Source organism: Ralstonia psammae (genome assembly GCF_958405935.1).
GTDB lineage: Bacteria > Pseudomonadota > Gammaproteobacteria > Burkholderiales > Burkholderiaceae > Ralstonia > Ralstonia psammae.
The window spans coordinates 84,278-100,771 of the sequence record NZ_CATZBU010000008.1; the positions used below are offsets into that span (position 1 = coordinate 84,278).

The 16,494-nt window shown below is 62.0% G+C and carries 11 protein-coding genes; all 11 read left to right on the forward strand.

What is annotated here, in order from left to right; all coding sequences use genetic code 11:
• Positions 1-375: 375 nt before the first annotated feature.
• The 11 genes from R2N16_RS16710 (at position 376) to R2N16_RS16760 (ending at position 16,494) form a co-directional block, all read left to right on the forward strand.
• A complete protein-coding gene (locus tag R2N16_RS16710; protein WP_316666863.1) occupies positions 376-1,008 on the forward strand; it encodes a hypothetical protein in 633 nt (210 codons plus the stop codon).
• A 34-nt stretch (positions 1,009-1,042) separates the two neighbouring features.
• Positions 1,043-1,555, forward strand: coding sequence for a type VI secretion system contractile sheath small subunit (gene tssB / locus R2N16_RS16715; protein ID WP_316666865.1), 513 nt, complete (start codon positions 1,043-1,045; stop codon positions 1,553-1,555).
• On the forward strand, positions 1,548-3,032 hold the full coding sequence (tssC, locus tag R2N16_RS16720) for a type VI secretion system contractile sheath large subunit (protein ID WP_316666867.1): 1,485 nt from the start codon (positions 1,548-1,550) through the stop codon (positions 3,030-3,032). Before tssB ends, tssC begins: the two co-directional genes overlap by 8 nt.
• Positions 3,033-3,137: 105 nt before the next feature.
• Entirely contained in the window at positions 3,138-3,641 is a 504-nt protein-coding gene (locus R2N16_RS16725; protein WP_316666868.1) for an Hcp family type VI secretion system effector, read from the forward strand.
• Positions 3,642-3,709: 68 nt separating this feature from the next.
• Positions 3,710-4,183, forward strand: coding sequence for a type VI secretion system baseplate subunit TssE (gene tssE / locus R2N16_RS16730; protein ID WP_009241814.1), 474 nt, complete (start codon positions 3,710-3,712; stop codon positions 4,181-4,183).
• A gap of 79 nt (positions 4,184-4,262) precedes the next feature.
• Complete coding sequence (gene tssF, locus R2N16_RS16735; RefSeq protein ID WP_316666870.1) at positions 4,263-6,113, forward strand: type VI secretion system baseplate subunit TssF; 1,851 nt, start codon at positions 4,263-4,265, stop codon at positions 6,111-6,113.
• Positions 6,077-7,168, forward strand: a complete 1,092-nt coding sequence (gene tssG / locus R2N16_RS16740; RefSeq protein ID WP_316666872.1) for a type VI secretion system baseplate subunit TssG — start codon at positions 6,077-6,079, stop codon at positions 7,166-7,168. The genes tssF and tssG overlap by 37 nt, the downstream gene beginning before the upstream one ends.
• Positions 7,169-7,207: 39 nt before the next feature.
• Complete coding sequence (tssH, locus tag R2N16_RS16745; RefSeq protein WP_316666873.1) at positions 7,208-9,931, forward strand: type VI secretion system ATPase TssH; 2,724 nt, start codon at positions 7,208-7,210, stop codon at positions 9,929-9,931.
• A 21-nt stretch (positions 9,932-9,952) separates the two neighbouring features.
• Positions 9,953-12,712, forward strand: coding sequence for a type VI secretion system Vgr family protein (locus tag R2N16_RS16750; protein WP_316666875.1), 2,760 nt, complete (start codon positions 9,953-9,955; stop codon positions 12,710-12,712).
• 137 nt (positions 12,713-12,849) lie between these two features.
• Complete coding sequence (locus tag R2N16_RS16755; protein ID WP_316666876.1) at positions 12,850-13,845, forward strand: DUF4123 domain-containing protein; 996 nt, start codon at positions 12,850-12,852, stop codon at positions 13,843-13,845.
• A 12-nt stretch (positions 13,846-13,857) separates the two neighbouring features.
• The gene (locus tag R2N16_RS16760) at positions 13,858-16,494 is read left to right on the forward strand and encodes a T6SS effector BTH_I2691 family protein (RefSeq protein WP_316666877.1); all 2,637 of its coding nucleotides are present in this window, start codon (positions 13,858-13,860) and stop codon (positions 16,492-16,494) included.

Here is a 16,494-nt window from a genome sequence, read left to right on the forward strand (position 1 = left end):
TGCCTCGCCGCTTGCCCCCAAGCAGCATCGAATTTCATCATCTTCATGCCTGATTTCTGAATTACTTAATTCTCTTTGTTTGACTGGTTCTGCGCCCGCTCAGCTAAAGAAAGCTAGCGAATTGTTTCGATTTCTTAATAAAGTAAATCGCAAGAATATTTCGGTTTCTTAATAATTGAAGATCGTTGCCGGATGCGGTTCTAAGGTACTGAATACAAAGGATGTTTCGGTTCCTTAATAATCCGTTTTTGGTTGTCAACGGCAACGAGCGGAGTGTACTATTTCGCGCCAGTCGAGACCAACATTTAACTCGCCAATTCTGGCGAATTTGATTGGGTATCGACACACCGCTTTGAAACTTTGAAGAGTCTCGCCGTGGCCAAATCCTCGTCTATTTCCGTTCTCCGTTCCTTCATCGTGCTGGCGGGTGCCGCCGCTCTCTTTGCGGGTTGCTCGACCACTAACCCCGGACCTCAAACCGACGAGGCCTTCGGCCAGAGCATGTCGGAGGCGGAAACTGCGGCCAAGGGCGGCCAGCAGGACAAGGCGATTGATCTGTACCAGCAGATCGCCAAGCAGAACCCGACCCGTGACGAGCCGTGGGTGCGCATCGCGCAGCTCCAGTTCGGCGCAGAGAAGTACCCGCAGGCCATCCTGGCTGCGGAAGAAGCCCTGCAGCGTGACAACGCCGATCGTCAGGCCAAGAGCATCCTGGCAGTGAGTGGCCTGCGCGTGGCGCGCCGTTCGCTGCAAGAGCTGCGTGCCGACAGCGCGCTGGCCGGCGACGTCAAGACCGATGCGCAAGTGCTTGCCAAGATGCTGCGCGACACGCTGGGCGAACAGGTCCTGTTCCCGGGCGAGCAGCCGACCGCCAAGCAGCCCGTACGCCGTCCGGCCCGCGTTGTCCGCCGCGCTGCGCCCGCTGCTGAGCACGGCACCACTGCTGCGCCTGCCGCTGCAACCGGTGCTGCCAGCGGCAGCGCAGACCCGTTCGGCGCACTGCGTTAAGCACAGCGCTGGTTCGCATTCCTGGAGGAACGTGATGGCCAAGAAAGAAAGCGTACAAAAGCGTCTGCAGAAGGTGCGTCCGCCGCGTGTACAACTGACGTATGACGTCGAAATCGGCGACGCAATCGAGACGAAGGAGCTGCCATTCGTGGTGGGCGTGGTGGCTGATCTGTCGGGCCAATCCGAAGTGCAGCAACCCAAGCTGCGTGATCGCAAGTTCGTCAACATCGATCGCGACAACTTCGACGAAGTGATGAAGGGCGTGGAGCCGCGTGCGGCGTTCCAGGTGCCGAACACGCTGACGGAAGAGGGCGGCCGCTTTGGCGTCGACCTGAAGTTCCGCTCGCTCGAAGATTTCAGCCCCGAAGCCGTTGTCGAGCAGGTTGAACCGCTGCGCAAGCTGCTGGAAGCCCGTTCCAAGCTGGCTGACCTGCGCAACAAGATGGCCGGTAACGACAAGCTGGAAGATCTGCTGTCGGAAGTGTTGAAGAACACCGAAAACGCGAAGAAGCTGGGCGCCAAGCAAAACGGGGGCGAGGATGCTTGAGAACCAATCCGCTGCGCAAGGCGCCTCGGTTGCGGAAGAGGTCAGCCTGCTCGACAGCATCGTCGAGCAAAGTCGCGTCGCCAAGTCGGATTCCGAGCGTGAGCGTGCGAAAGACATCATCGGCGAGCTGGCCAGCCAGGTGCTGAGCGGCACCGTGGTGGTGTCGGACAACCTGTCGGCCACGCTCGATGCACGTGTGGCCGAGCTGGACCGCTTGATCTCGCAGCAGCTGAGCGCGGTCATGCACGCACCGGAATTCCAGAAGCTGGAATCCACCTGGCGCGGCCTGCACTATCTGGTCAAGGAAACGAGCACCGGCCAGACGATCAAGATCAAGGCACTCAACGCCACCAAGCGCGATCTGACAAAGGACTTCAAGACCGCCATCGAGTTTGATCAGAGCGCGCTGTTCAAGAAGGTCTACGAAGAAGAATTCGGCACCTTCGGCGGCGCACCGTTTGGCGCACTGATCGGCGACTACGAAGTCACGCGTCAGCCGGAAGACATGTACTTCATCGAGCAGATGGCGCACGTGGCTGCGGCTTCGCATGCGCCGTTCATCGCGTCGTCGTCGCCGGAGCTGCTGGGCCTGGAGTCGTTCGCCGACCTGGGCAAGCCGCGTGACCTGGCCAAGGTGTTCGACACGGTTGAGTACGCCAAGTGGAAGTCGTTCCGCGACTCTGAAGATTCGCGCTATGTGGGTCTGACCTTGCCGCGTTTCCTGGGCCGCCTGCCGTACAACCCGAAGGACGGCACCGTGGTCGAGAGCTTCAATTTTGTTGAAGACGTGGACGGCACGGATCACAGCAAATACCTGTGGTGCAACGCCGCCTGGGCGTTCGGCGCGCGCCTGACGGCCGCGTTTGACGACTTCGGCTGGTGTGCTGCCATCCGCGGTGTGGAAGGTGGCGGCCTGGTCGAAGATTTGCCGACGCACACCTTCAAGACCGACGACGGCGAAATCGCACTCAAGTGCCCGACCGAGATCGCCATCACCGACCGCCGCGAGAAGGAACTGAGCGACCTCGGCTTCATCCCGCTCGTGCATTGCAAGAACACGGACTACGCCGCGTTCTTCGCTGCACAGTCGGCGCAGAAGGCCAAGAAGTACGACTCTGACAGCGCCAACGCCAATGCGGTCTTGTCTGCGCAGCTGCAGTACATCTTCTCGGTATCGCGCGTGGCGCATTACCTGAAGGCGATGATGCGCGACAAGATCGGCAGCTTTGCCTCGGCCAAGAACGTTGAGACGTTCCTGAACCGCTGGATTTCGCAGTATGTGCTGCTGGACGACAACGCCACGCAAGAACAGAAGGCGCAGTTCCCGCTGCGCGAGGCGTCGATCCAGGTGGCGGAAGTGCCGGGCAAGCCGGGCACGTACCGCTCGGTGGCGTTCCTGCGGCCGCACTTCCAGTTGGATGAGCTGTCGATCTCGCTGCGCCTGGTGGCGGATCTGCCCAAGTCGGCCAACTCGTAATTCCTGACCGGACTCTCCCCGGGGGGGAATGTTCGGGCATAACCACCCGTTACGCTCGTTACCCGTTGCAGTACCAACAACCAATCTATTGAAGAGGGTCTCTGTATGAAGGATATCTACGTCAAGTTCGACAGCCCGGCAATCAAGGGGGAGTCGCAAGACAAGGATCACAAGGACTGGATCGAAATCAACAGCTGGTCGCAGGCAATCACGCAACCGCGTTCGGCCACGGCTTCGACCGCCGGCGGCCACACGGCTGAGCGTTGCGAGCACCGCGACATGGTGTTCACGAAGGACCTGGACGTGGTCAGCCCGCTGCTGTACCAGCACGCTTCGGGCGGCACGACCTTCGGTGAAGTGACCATCGAGTTCTTCCGCGCAGATGGCGAAGGCAACCGCGTGAAGTACCTCGAAGTCAAGCTGAAGAACGCCATCCTGAGCGAAGTCGATTCGCAAGTGGTCGCCCAGGGCATTCCGACCGACACGTTCAGCCTGCGCTACGCCGCCGTGCAGTGGAAGTACACGCAGCAAAAGAGCGCCGGCGGCCAAGGCGGCAACTCGCAAGGCGCCTGGAGCCTCACCAAGAACGACAAGACCTACTCGGTTTAACGTTTGGTGTTCTCCTGATGACAAGAGCCGCAGCCGCCGTGCTGCGGCATCTTGTTTTCTAGCAGCATATGAAAGGCTTCGAACCCAGCCTGCTCGACAAGCTCTTCGACGATGAGCCGCACGCGCCCATGCCAACAGCATTGCGCCAGCTCTCGCTTGAAGAACTCAAGAGCACCGTGGCACGCGATATTGAATCCTTGCTCAACACGCGCATCGTGTTGGAAGAGGAGGATCTGCACGGCTTGCCGGAATGCAAGCGGTCGTTGCTCACGTATGGCCTGAACGATTTTTCCGGCCTGAGCCTGGCCAGTTTCTACGACCGCAACTACATCTGCCAGTCGCTGACCAAGGCAATCGAGCGGCACGAGCCGCGTCTGCAGCATGTGAATGTGTCGCTGGAAATCAATGAACGCGCGACCAATGCCTTGTGCTTTGGGATCAGCGCGGTGCTGCTGGTGGGGCCCGCTCGCGAGCCCGTGAGTTTTGACGCCATGCTGCAACCGTCGACGCTGCGGTATTCCGTTTCGCGCGGACGCGGCTGAGGTTTGCACGCACCTGCACAACGCACCACCCGCAACACGCTGAAGCACCCGCAGGACTGCCACCGGACCGCCACGAAGAATGGAAGAGCTGCTGCCCTATTACGAACGAGAACTGGCCTTCCTGCGCCGGTACTCGCGCGACTTCGCCGAGCGGTATCCGAAGATCGCCGGCCGCCTCGCCATGTCGGGCGACGGCTGCGACGATCCGCATGTCGAGCGGATGATCGAATCGTTTGCCTTCCTGACCGCACGCGTCAGCAAGAAGCTCGACGACGACTATCCTGAATTTACCGAGGCGCTGCTGGAGGTGCTGTATCCGCACTACCTGCGGCCCTTTCCATCGTGCTCGGTCGCGCATTTCGATGCGCGCGGCGTGGCGGCACAACTGAGCGCGCCTGTCACGATCGCGCGCGGCACCTTCCTGACCACACGCGTGGTGCGCAAGGTTGAATGCCGATTCCGCACCGCGTACGACGTCACGTTCGCGCCGGTGCGTGTGGCCGCGGCGACGTTCGAGCGCGCGGTGTCCGCGCCGGCCGCCGTGCAACTGCCCAAGGGCGCGACCGGCGCCATTGCGATCACGCTGGAATACGTGGGCGAGCGCGGCGGCTTTGAGTCGCTGCCGATGGACAAACTGCGCGTCTACATGGACGGCGAGCCGTCCTTTGTTGCCGCGCTCGGTGATGCGCTGTTCCTGCATACCGCGGCCGGCTACGTAGAAGCCGAACGCGCAGGCGTCTGGAAGCGCCTGATGTCCGTTCCCTTGCACGAAGTCGGCTTTGCTGAAGACGAGGCCCTGATCGATTGCCCGGCACGCTCGCATCCAGCCTATCGCCTGCTGACCGAGCACTTCAGCTTTGCCGAGAAATTCAACTTCTTCGACATCGACCTCGCTGCATTGCGACGCGGCATGACGCCGGGCGTGCCGGTGCGCCGTCTGACGCTGCACCTGGTGCTGAAAGACGTGCGCAGCGATTCGCACGCTGCGCGCCTGCTCGAGAACCTGCAGGCAGAGCACCTGCGCCTGCACTGCACGCCCGTGGTCAATCTGTTCCAGCAGAAGGCTGACCCGATCCGCGTTGAACATACGGCCAGCGCCTATCCGGTGGTGGCCGATAGCCGGCGCGCCCACGGCTTTGACATCTACTCCATCGACAACGTGCAGTTGGTGCGTGAAACCGCGGCGCACGAAAAGGTCACGGAGTTCCGTCCGTTCTACTCCTTGCATCACGGTGAAGAGCCCGGCCGCGCGGGCCATTACTGGCTGGCACGCCGCAACGAACTGATCGCGCAGCGAAGCCCCGGGTTCGAAACCGAAATCTCCATCGTCGATACGCAGTTCGACCCGGCCAGCCCGCAGACCGACACGCTGAGCCTCACCGTCACCTGCACAAACCGTGATCTGCCGTCGACGCTGGCGTTTGGTCAGCCCGATGGCGACCTGTCGATGGAGGGCAGCTCCATAGCCCGCAACATCACCTTCCTGCGCAAGCCGACGCCTTCGATGCGGTTTGGCGGCGGGCGCGCGGCGCAGTGGCGGCTGATTTCGATGTTGGCACTCAACCATCTGTCGCTGGTGCAGAACGGTTTGCCGACGCTGAAGGAAATGCTGCGCCTGCATGATTTGCCGCGCAACGCGATCTCTGCGCGGCAGATCGAAGGCATCGTCGCCCTGGACTACCAACCAGCTACGCAGTGGCTGGCAGGTAAGCCGTTCGCCACCTTCGTGCGCGGCCTGGAAGTACGCCTCACGTTGGATGAAGACGCCTTTGTGGGCACCGGCATGCACCGGTTCATCCGTGTGCTGGACCACTTCTTCGGCCTGTACGTCCACATGAACAGCTTTGTGCAGTTGATTGCGGTCTCGCGCCGCAGTGGCAAGGAATTGGTCAAATGCGCACCCCGCAGCGGCGAATCGATCCTGGTGTGATCCGTCGGCTGCTCAAGCAGCCGCACCGGTACCAGTTTTTCCAGGCCGTGCGCCTGTTGGAGCAGTTGTTCGCGCGCGAAGGCGGCATGGCGCCCGAGCAGGCACTGGCCACGCGTCTGAGCTTTCGCAACACGCTTTCGCTCGCGTTTCCGCCCAGCGAACTGCAGAACATCGAGGCAGACGGCATTACCGCCGAGATGCTCGAAACCGATGCCGCGTTCATCGCAGCGCTGGAAGAGGGAGCACTCGATTCGCTGTCGATCACGCCCACGTTCTTCGGCATGCTGGGCGGCCAGGGCGCCTTGCCGCTGCGTTACACCGAGATCGTGGCAGAGCGCGAAAGCCTGTGGCGCGACCGCGCCGCGCGTGCGTTCTTCGACATCTTCTCGAACCGGGCAACGGCGCTGTTCTATCTGGCGTGGAAGAAATACCGCCTGCCGTTCCAGTACGAAGTCGACAGCAGCAAGCATTACCTGCCGCTGCTGCTGTCGCTGGCGGGCGCGGCAGACAAGACGCTGCGCCGCGATCTTTCCACCACGCCGGGCCCGATCCTGGACGAAGCACTGGCCGGTTATGCCACGGCGATCCGGCATCGGCCGGTGTCTGCAGCGTATCTGCAGCGCGTGCTGTCGGATTATTTCCAGGCGCCGATGCGGGTGGAGCAGTTCGTCGGCGGGTGGTATCGCGTGCCGGCGTCGCAATACACGCGGCTCGGTAGCACCAACAACGTGCTGGGCGCCACGGCGTTGGCCGGCGCGCGGGTGTGGCAGCGGGACCTGCGGGTGCGCCTGTGGGTCGGCCCGCTCAAGCGCGAGCAGTACCGCAATTTTCTGCCCGGTGCGTCCGGCGCGCTGGCCCTGCGCAAGATGCTGACCATCCTGTGCGGCACCACGCTGGAGTTCGAGATCAAGCTGATCCTGCGCCAGCAGGACGTGACCGGCAGCACGCTGGACAACAGCAACGACGGCCGCCTGGGCTGGGACACCTTCCTGTGCTCCCGCCCCGCGCAGCAAGACCGCAGCGATGCGCAATACACACTCGCGCCGCTGCATTGAGACCGACACATTCATCGATTCTTTCGGAGCGCTGCCGCCATGGCCATCCCACTCAAAACCCTGATCGCCAAGCTGAACGCGACAAGCCGGCAAGCCGCCGAGCGGGCCGCGTCGCTGTGCATGGCGCGCGGCAACTACGAGGTCGATCTCGAACACCTGTTCCTGGCGCTGCTGGAAAACCGCCGCAGCGACTTTGCCGTGGCCGCCCGTGCCAGCGGCATCGACCTGGCCGCGCTGCAACGGGACCTGGAAGCCGAGATCGGGCGCTTCCAGACCGGCAACACGCGCACGCCGGCGTTTTCGCCGTATCTGCCCAAGCTGTTCGAGCATGGCTGGCTGATTGCCTCGCTCGATTCGCAAATCACCCGCATCCGTTCGGGCCATCTGCTGCTGGCGCTGCTGACGGAGCCAAGCCTGTCTGCGCTCGCGCAACGTGGCTCACGCCTCTTCGGCCAGATTGACGCAGACCGCCTGAAGCATGCCTTCGATCGACTGACCACCGGTTCGGACGAACAAGAGCAAGCCGTGGACATTGCCGACGACGGCGCAGGCGCCATACAAGGCGAGGGCGGCAAGCCCGCAGCTGCGCTGACCGCCACACCCGCGCTGGATCAGTTCACCGTGGACCTGACGCAATCCGCTCGCGATGGCCGCATCGACCCCGTGATCGGCCGCGATGCCGAGATCCGCCAGGTGATCGATATCCTGATGCGTCGTCGCCAGAACAACCCCATCCTCACCGGGGAAGCCGGCGTAGGTAAGACCGCTGTGGTGGAAGGCCTGGCCCTGCGCGTGGCCGCCAACGATGTGCCTCCGCCGCTGCAAGGCGTGACGCTGCGCACGCTCGACATGGGTCTCTTGCAGGCCGGCGCCAGCGTGAAGGGCGAATTCGAGAATCGCCTGAAGAACGTGATCGACGAGGTGAAGAAGAGCCCGAAGCCGATCATCCTGTTCATTGACGAAGCGCACACCATCATCGGTGCAGGCGGGCAGGCTGGGCAGAACGATGCGGCCAACCTACTCAAGCCTGCGCTCGCACGCGGTGAGTTGCGCACGATCGCGGCCACCACATGGAGCGAATACAAGAAGTACTTCGAGAAAGATGCCGCACTGGCGCGCCGCTTCCAGGTCGTGAAGGTGGAAGAACCCAGCGAGCCGCTGGCTGCATCCATGCTGCGCGGCATGGCTGGGCTGATGGAGCGCCACTTTGGCGTGCGCGTGCTGGACGAGGCGATTACCGAGGCCGTGCGTCTGTCGCATCGCTACATCAGCGGCCGCCAACTGCCGGACAAGGCTGTCAGCGTGCTGGACACGGCCTGCGCCAAGGTGGCGTTGGGCCAGAGCGCCACGCCCGGTGCCATTGAAGATGACCAGAAAACGCTGGAACGACTGCAAGGCGAGATCAACGCGCTGGAACGCGAGCAAAGCGCCGGCGCCGAGCACGATGCACGCCTGAAGGCGTTGAACGAGCAGCGTACGGAACTGGAGCAGCGCGTCGCGCAGAACACCGAACGCCTGGCGCAGGAGCGCGCGCTGGTTGCACGCATTCAGGCGCTGCGCGAAGCGCGCGAGAGCGATACCGGGCAAGCAGGCGAGGAAGATGCTCTGCCCGTGGCCGCCAACAGCGACGTTGTGTCGATGCCCAAGCGCAAGCGCGCTGCCGACAAAGCGGACGAACAGGACGAACTGGCCAAGCTGCTCGCCGAGTTGCGCGCGCTGCAAGGCGAGTCGCCCATGGTGCCGTTGCAGGTGGATGGCCATGTCGTGTCGGAAATCGTCTCGGCCTGGACGGGCATCCCATTGGGCCGCATGGTCAAGGACGAGCTGCGCACGGTGCTGAACCTCAAGCCGCTGCTGGCTGCCCGCGTGATCGGGCAGGACCACGCGCTGGATGCGATTGCCCAGCGTGTGCGCACCGCCACCGCCAACCTGGAAGACCCGAACAAGCCGCGCGGCGTGTTTCTGTTTGCCGGCCCGTCGGGCGTCGGTAAAACGGAAACGGCGCTGGCGCTGGCCGACATTCTCTATGGCGGCGAACGCAAGCTCATCACCATCAACATGAGCGAGTACCAGGAAGCGCACAGCGTGTCGGGCCTCAAGGGCTCGCCGCCGGGTTATGTCGGCTACGGCGAGGGCGGCGTGCTGACCGAAGCCGTGCGTCGCAACCCGTACAGCGTCGTGCTGCTCGATGAAGTGGAGAAGGCCCACCCTGATGTGCTGGAGATGTTCTTCCAGGTATTCGACAAGGGCGAGATGGACGACGCGGAAGGCCGCCCGATCGACTTCCGCAACACCATCATCATCCTCACGTCGAATGTCGGTTCGCAGGCCATCATGCAGGCCTGCCTGAACAAGCCGGTTGAAGAGCTGCCCGACACCGACGCGCTGGCAGAGCAGCTGCGCCCCACGCTCTACAAGGCGTTCAAGCCCGCCTTCCTGGGGCGCATGAAGGTGGTGCCGTACTACCCGATTTCCGACGACGTGCTGGCCGAGATCATCACGCTCAAGCTGGGCCGCATCCGCGATCGCGTGGCCATCAATCACAAGGCCTCGTTCCAGTGGGACAACGCACTGGTTGAGTCGGTGCTCGCACGCTGCACTGAAGTGGATGCCGGCGCCCGCGCGGTCGACCACATCCTCAACGGCACGCTGCTGCCGCAGATTGCCGAATCGGTGCTGACGCGCATGGCAGAAGGCGGCAGTGTCGAGAAGATCAAAGTGGGCGTCGGCAAGAACGGCGAGTTCAAGTATCGCATCAACTAAGTCGCTTCGCTGGAGCACATCATGGTCTCTCCGACCGATTTGGCAAACCTGCTACGTGCATCGTTCTCCCAGGCCGATCGGCTGCTGCGCCTGGAAACGCCGCTCGGGCCGAACACATTGCTGCCCGAGCAGGTCGATGCTGCCGAGCACATCGATGCAGGTGGGTTCCGGCTGGAACTGACGGCGTTGTCCGACAACGCTGACATCGATTCGACCAAACTGCTTGGCCAGCCCGTGCGGCTTGATTTGCTGACGCAGCAGAGCCGCAGCGCGCTGCGGCCGTTCCATGGCCATGTGACGCGTTTCGAGCAGGTTGGCGCCAATGGCGGCCTGGTGCGCTATCGGCTGGTGATCGAACCGTGGCTCGCGTTCCTTCGCCATCGGCAAGACAGCTTCCTGTTCCAGGACATGTCGGTCATCGAGGTGATCGACAGCCTGTTTGGGGACTATCAGGGCCAAGGCCGTCTCGTGCCCGCTTGGCGCTGGGCGTTGCGCGACAGCTCGGTCTACACACGCCGCAGCGTCATCACGCAATACGACGAGAGCGACTTCGATTTCGCCACGCGCCTGCTGGCCGAAGAGGGGCTGTTCTATTTCTTCGAGCACGAAGCCAAGGACGGCGATGCGCTGGGCGTGCATCGCATGGTCATTGCCGATGCCAACGACGTGTTCGTTGACAACGCCCAGGCGAACATCCGTTTTTGCCGCGCCGACGCCACCGCCACCGAAGACGTGATCGACCGCTGGCAAGGCGCACGCCGCTGGCAGACCAACGCCGTATCGATCGCCAGTTGGGACTATCGCTCCAACGCCAAGCGCGCGGCCCAGCTCGGCGGCCAGCAGCAAGGCAACGACGGCCCGCAACTGACGCTGCAAGATACCGACTACCCCGGTCAGTACTGGTTTGAAGACAACAACCAGGCGCAGCGCGTTGCGCGGCTGATGATGGAAGCGCTGGAGTTGCGCGACAAGCAGTTCGATGGTGAAGGCTCTGCCCGCACGTTGTCGACCGGCACCCGCTTCCAGTTGCTCGATCATTTCGATCACGACGATGGCGAGCAGCGCTTTGCCGTGTTGGCCGTGAGGCACCAGGCGCGCAACAACTTCAACGACCGCTTCGGCCAGGTGCTGACGGAAACACTGGGTGCACTGCGCGGCGGCGATGTGCTGGCCGCTGGCAGCAACCGCGGCACGGGCGACGATGCACCGTTCTATCGCAACCACTTCACCGTAGTGCGCGACAACGTGCCCGTGCGCCCGCAGCAGAGCGACGCACAGGGTCGTGCACTGCATCCGCGCCCGACCGTCAACGGCAGCCAGACCGCGTTGGTGGTGGGCTCGGAAGGGCCCGTGCATACCGATCGTGATCATCGGATCAAGGTGCAATTCCACTGGCAGCGCGGTGCGCGCTCGGCCAGCCGTCAATCGCATCCGGCCGGCGACGACAACGCGCGTGGCAACGCGGCCCTTGGCGCCTGGGTGCGGGTGACGGCGCCCGTGGCCGGCCCGAACTGGGGCGGCGTGGCGCTGCCGCGCGTGGGCCAGGAGGTGCTAATCGAATTCCTGCAAGGTGACATCGATCGGCCCGTCGTGGTGGGCGCCGCCTACAACGGCAGCGGCCAGACCGACGCGCAATACAACCAGAACCAGGCCGGCGCAGCGGGCGCCACCGGCAACGCCCCCGCCTGGTTTGCCGGCGACAGCAAGAGCCAGGGCGCCTACGCCCACAACGCGGTGCTGTCCGGCATCAAGACGCAGGCGCTGCCCGGTAGCCAATCGGGCTCGTCGGGCTACAACCAGCTTGTCTTTGATGACTCTGAAGGGCAGGGCCGCACGCAGCTCAGCACCACGCAGGCCGCCACCGGCCTCGTGCTCGGCCATCACAAGGAACAGATCGACAGCGCCCGCCAGGCAGACCTGGGTCACGGCGCAGCGCTCGCCACCGACGACAGCGGCAGCGTGCGTGCCGGCGCGGGCCTGCTGCTTACCGCGCACAGTGCCGGCACCAGCGCCCCGCTACAAGACAGCGAACCCGCCGCCAGCCAGATCGAAGCCGCGAGCGACCTCGCCGAATCGCTTGCCGACGCGGCACAGAAGCAGAAAGCCGGCCTGGCCGACGAACCCGCCGCCAAAGAACTCCCCGCGCTCAAGCAACTGCGCCACACCACCGAAGTGCTGCGCCATGCCGAGAGCGCCGGTGAGGGTGCCGAAGCCGTTGCCTACAGCGAGCCGCACCTGCAGGTGTCCGCGCCCAAGGGCATCATCGGCACGACGCCGGTGGACGCCGTGCTGGTTGCGGGCACGCAGGCCACGCTGATCGCCAAGCAGGACACCAATGTCGCCGCAGGCGGCAATCTCTCCGTCGCGGTGGCCGAAGGGTTGAGCCTGTACGCGCACGGCAAATCGCTAGGGCAGGCGGGGGATGCAACACCGGGCATCGCCATGCATGCCGCTAGCGGCAAGGTCGGGCTTTCGAGCCTCAAGGGCGAGAGTCATCTCGTGGCGGAGAAGGCTGTGACGGTTGCCTCCACGCAGGGCAACGTGACGGCGGAGGCGAAGCAGCATGTGCTCGTCAATGCGGCCGGTGCGCAGATCAAGGTGACGAACGGCACGATTGAGCTGCACGCGCCGGGGATGGTGACGTTTAAAGGGGCGGGGCATCGGTTTGTGGGGCCGGGAGGGGCGGGGGTGGATAACAGTCTGGCGCAGGGCAAATTGAAGGGGTGCAGTGTCCAGGAAGATAGCGCTGCCACTAGCGGCGCGGGCTCGGTGTCGCGTTGAACGGCTTGCGCAATGACATGGCGAATCGCATGTTGGCTGGTCTTGCAGACGTGATGTTGAACCGCACCGCAGCGGAGAAAGCGGTCCCGGCTCCCGATTACCTAGCTCGGTGCAGGGAATTGGCGGCCGGATATCGCATGCTGCAACAACAGGCTTCTCGCGAACGTCCATTGCGTGCGTATTTGCTGCTTGATGCGTGGGATAACAATCCACTTGCAGCCGAATTGTCCGAGCAGTGGCCCGAGACTATCAGTGGAAGGGAGGCCGTTCCCGATAGCTTCTACACAGGCCGAGAGGACGAGGCACCTTGCCTTGTGCCGTTCCCCGACGACTTGTTACTCGATGCCGATTCCGACAACCTGGCGCAGGTGCGTGCGCGAGAAGCGTTGGCCCGTTGGCTGGAGGAGGCTAGCAAGGAGGCCGGTCAACGATTGGCGCGGCAATACTTCTGCGCTGTCGTGTTCAGCCCTGAGCCGGCTGCGCGGGTTGCCCAGCACCTTGCTCAGCTCGGGTTGCAATACGTACCGGGAAGTCACGCGGCACGACTGTTTCGCTATCAGGACCCTCGTGTAATGCAACGAGTCTGGCCGACGCTGGCGGCAGGGCAGCAGAACATGTGGCTGGGACAAGCGCAGGCGTGGTGGTCGTTGACGCAGCCATGGGGACCCATTGCAGATTTGTCTGCAACAGAAGACTGCGCCGCTCCTGCACCGATCTGGTTCAAAGCGCAGAGACACGTTCTGTCGGATGTGCAAACACTGGTGCCGCCGCTTAACCGGCTGATGGACGCCAACCAATGGCAGACGGCCCATTCGTCGCCGATTGGGAATCGCATATGGGCAAGGTTGGCACAGCGAGGGGTCTCTGTTCAAAAACAGCCGGACGCGGCGAGCATGACCCGGTTGTTGAATAAGGGACAGGAACTGGGGTTGGTGGACTCCAATCTGCAGGACTTCATCTGGTGCAGCTGGCGACCGATTCTGCAAAGCTCACAGGACGGCGCCGCTGTTTTACCGATTGATTGGGACAGCCCACGGTGGCGCGACGTGCTTGCCCGTGTTTTGCAAGCGTTGCGTAACGACTCCGAAGCGGGGTTTGCTGGCCTGTTTGAAGACTACGAGCAATTCGCATGAGGACGCATTTCCATGGCTGCTGAAAAAGTCTGTGCAACGCCTTGCAGCAACTGTAATCGCAAGGGGCTGCCTATCTTGTTTACGCGATATGCAGTTGCGTATAGCGCTCAGAAAGCAAATATGGCGTTGCTCAAGCAGCTGAGCCCGACTGGACAACTACAGGGCAAACCTGGTGGTGTTGCTATCGGGACGGCGGTCTATAACGTACGCCTGCTTCGTGCAGGCTATTTGTACGTTCACGTTGACCGAGGCCCTCTCATCTGTACCGACGACGAATGGAAGGGCTATGTGGTGCACCCACAAGGGTATCTGACTGAGTTCGATGTGTTCGTGCCCGGAAAAACGGCACCGAAGATCGCTTGTGCGCGTGATTCCAGACAATCGAACAACAGCATGGTGTGGATCCGGGATGCGAAGCGAGTCAAGAAGCTCTGGTACCTGTTCAGTCCAGACCCAATCGACTATGAGCACTTCAAAAACGTGATTTCCGCTAATCCTGCCACGTACATGAAATCGTTCGATGTGGCAGGCTGGGCAAATGGCAACACGAGTCAGCCGGACACGATGCAACCGGGACTGCTTAACGGGCAGGTGGCGGAGTTTGCCGCGTTGGCGAACCCTAGGTTAAGAGATGCATTGGATCCTTTGCTATATGGCTTGATGGGGAGTACGCCGCAGGAACGTGGCTGGGGCGATTACCAAGAGGAGGTTTCCACTCCGATGATGACGCCTGATGGTTTTGCCTCAGGTTTCGATGAAACCACCACGGTAATGCGAACTGGCCCGACCTACGAAAAGGCCCATGCAGTCCGCCTGAAGCAAATGGCTGCGTTCCTGCAACAGAACCAAGGTGCGGTGATCGCGTGTGAAGATGCAATGGGCATTGCCCAGGAGTTAGGACATTTGCAAGGGGAGGCACAGACCGTCTACACGGCCTGGCAGGCGAGAAGCGCCCCGGGGTTCGATGCCAGTGTCAGTAATGAGTGGGTCTACCAAACTGCCATCGGTGCGCAAGGATTGCGTGACCTGGTAAAGAAGGGAGCAATCAAAAAGGCTAGCGAGCACATCGATAGCTGGAACAAGATGCGACGCCCTGCCCCGATTGCGTATCGAGATGCCGAGACGCGTGCCAGGGAAGAAGCTCGTCGCGACGCTGCGATTGCCCGCAATCAGCAGGCTGAGCGAGACCGGGCAGCCACAACCGGCGATGCAGAGTTCAAGGAGTTGTTTGATTCGACTTCTGCGGCAGCGATCATTGCGACGCAAGGTAATGAGTACGGCAGCGTGCAGGCGTTACGGGAGACCTTGGGGCGCGACCAAGTTGCCTGGCTTGATTCGGCGTCGCTTAAGCGAGCGATTGCGCTATATAGCCCAAAGGACGCGGCGGTCAATCAGCCGGGAGGCGGCGCAGCACTGAGTTTGGAGTTGGCGCACTGCATGAGCGGAACAGAATCCAACAAGGCGGGCAAGGCGTGGCTTGCGAAGATAGATCTATGGGATGACAACGTGCTGGGCAAGACGCTGTCTTTCAATAATGTGCCTTATCGCGAGCAGATGAAGGCGCTGACACAGGAATCACCTCCTCCTCAGGTTCTACCGAATGCCGAACCAACCACAAGTCTCGCTGACGCTGTCACGGACAAGTTGAAGCCATTTGCTGCCCGGGTTTCGCTGGGCGACAAGGCGCTGGGCTTCATGGAAGCTTTTCCGCGTATCAGCGAGAGCGCCGCGCTACGCAAGCTTGCCTGGCCATTGCATATCGCGTCGCTTATGAGTGTGAAGATGATGAAGACTGTTCAAGGTCTTCCAGTCCCGCAGGTGGAGGCTAAGCTGACCAGGTACCTTGTGTCGCTTGGTGTAACTACACTCGGCCGGACCGCAGCCCAGTACGCCGGGACGCTGTCTCAAGCAAACCGGGACCGATTGCGAAACGCCGAACGAGGCCTTTCGAATGCGGCAAACAGGGCTGATGCCTTTAAAGCGGCGCCGAATGCGCGAGCAGCTGCGCTGGCTGGTGTGTTGGATGTGAGTTTCGCGATCATCAAGGGCACACAGTTCCAGACGAAAATGGATGGCCGAACGGGGACGGAGTTAGTTGGCAATATCATGCAAGGTATCGGAAGCCTGGCGGATTGGAGGGCTAAGGCTTATGAGGAGACCGTATTCAAGGGAATTGAAGGTCGCAACCTGTTCTCAACGCCTGGCATGCAGGCGACTTTGGATGAGTTGCAGGCCCTTCAACTCAAGGGACTGAGACTGACGGCGTTCAAATTCCTACTGCCCGCTGCGCTCATCTCGGCATTTTTTGACGGGATTGATGCTTGGACGTCAGGGCAACGAGGAAGCTATGCAGTGATGGCGGCTCAGATCGCAAGCGTGGCTGGTACGGTTTTCACCGTTGTAAGCACTGGCGTTGCCGTTTTCGCAATAGGAAACGCCTCGTTGCTGGCTGTAGCCGCTGTCCTGGGTCTGATTGGGGCGGTACTTACTGTCGTGGCGGTCATTGCAGTTCTGATTCTCAAAGAGGATGACTGGATTACTTGGTTGCGCGACAATCCGCTGAGCTTGAAGCGTAAGGGAAAAAAGCCAATACACAACAATCTAGGCGACACGCTTCAGAAATTGGCGAACGCGCAGTCTGGAATTTAG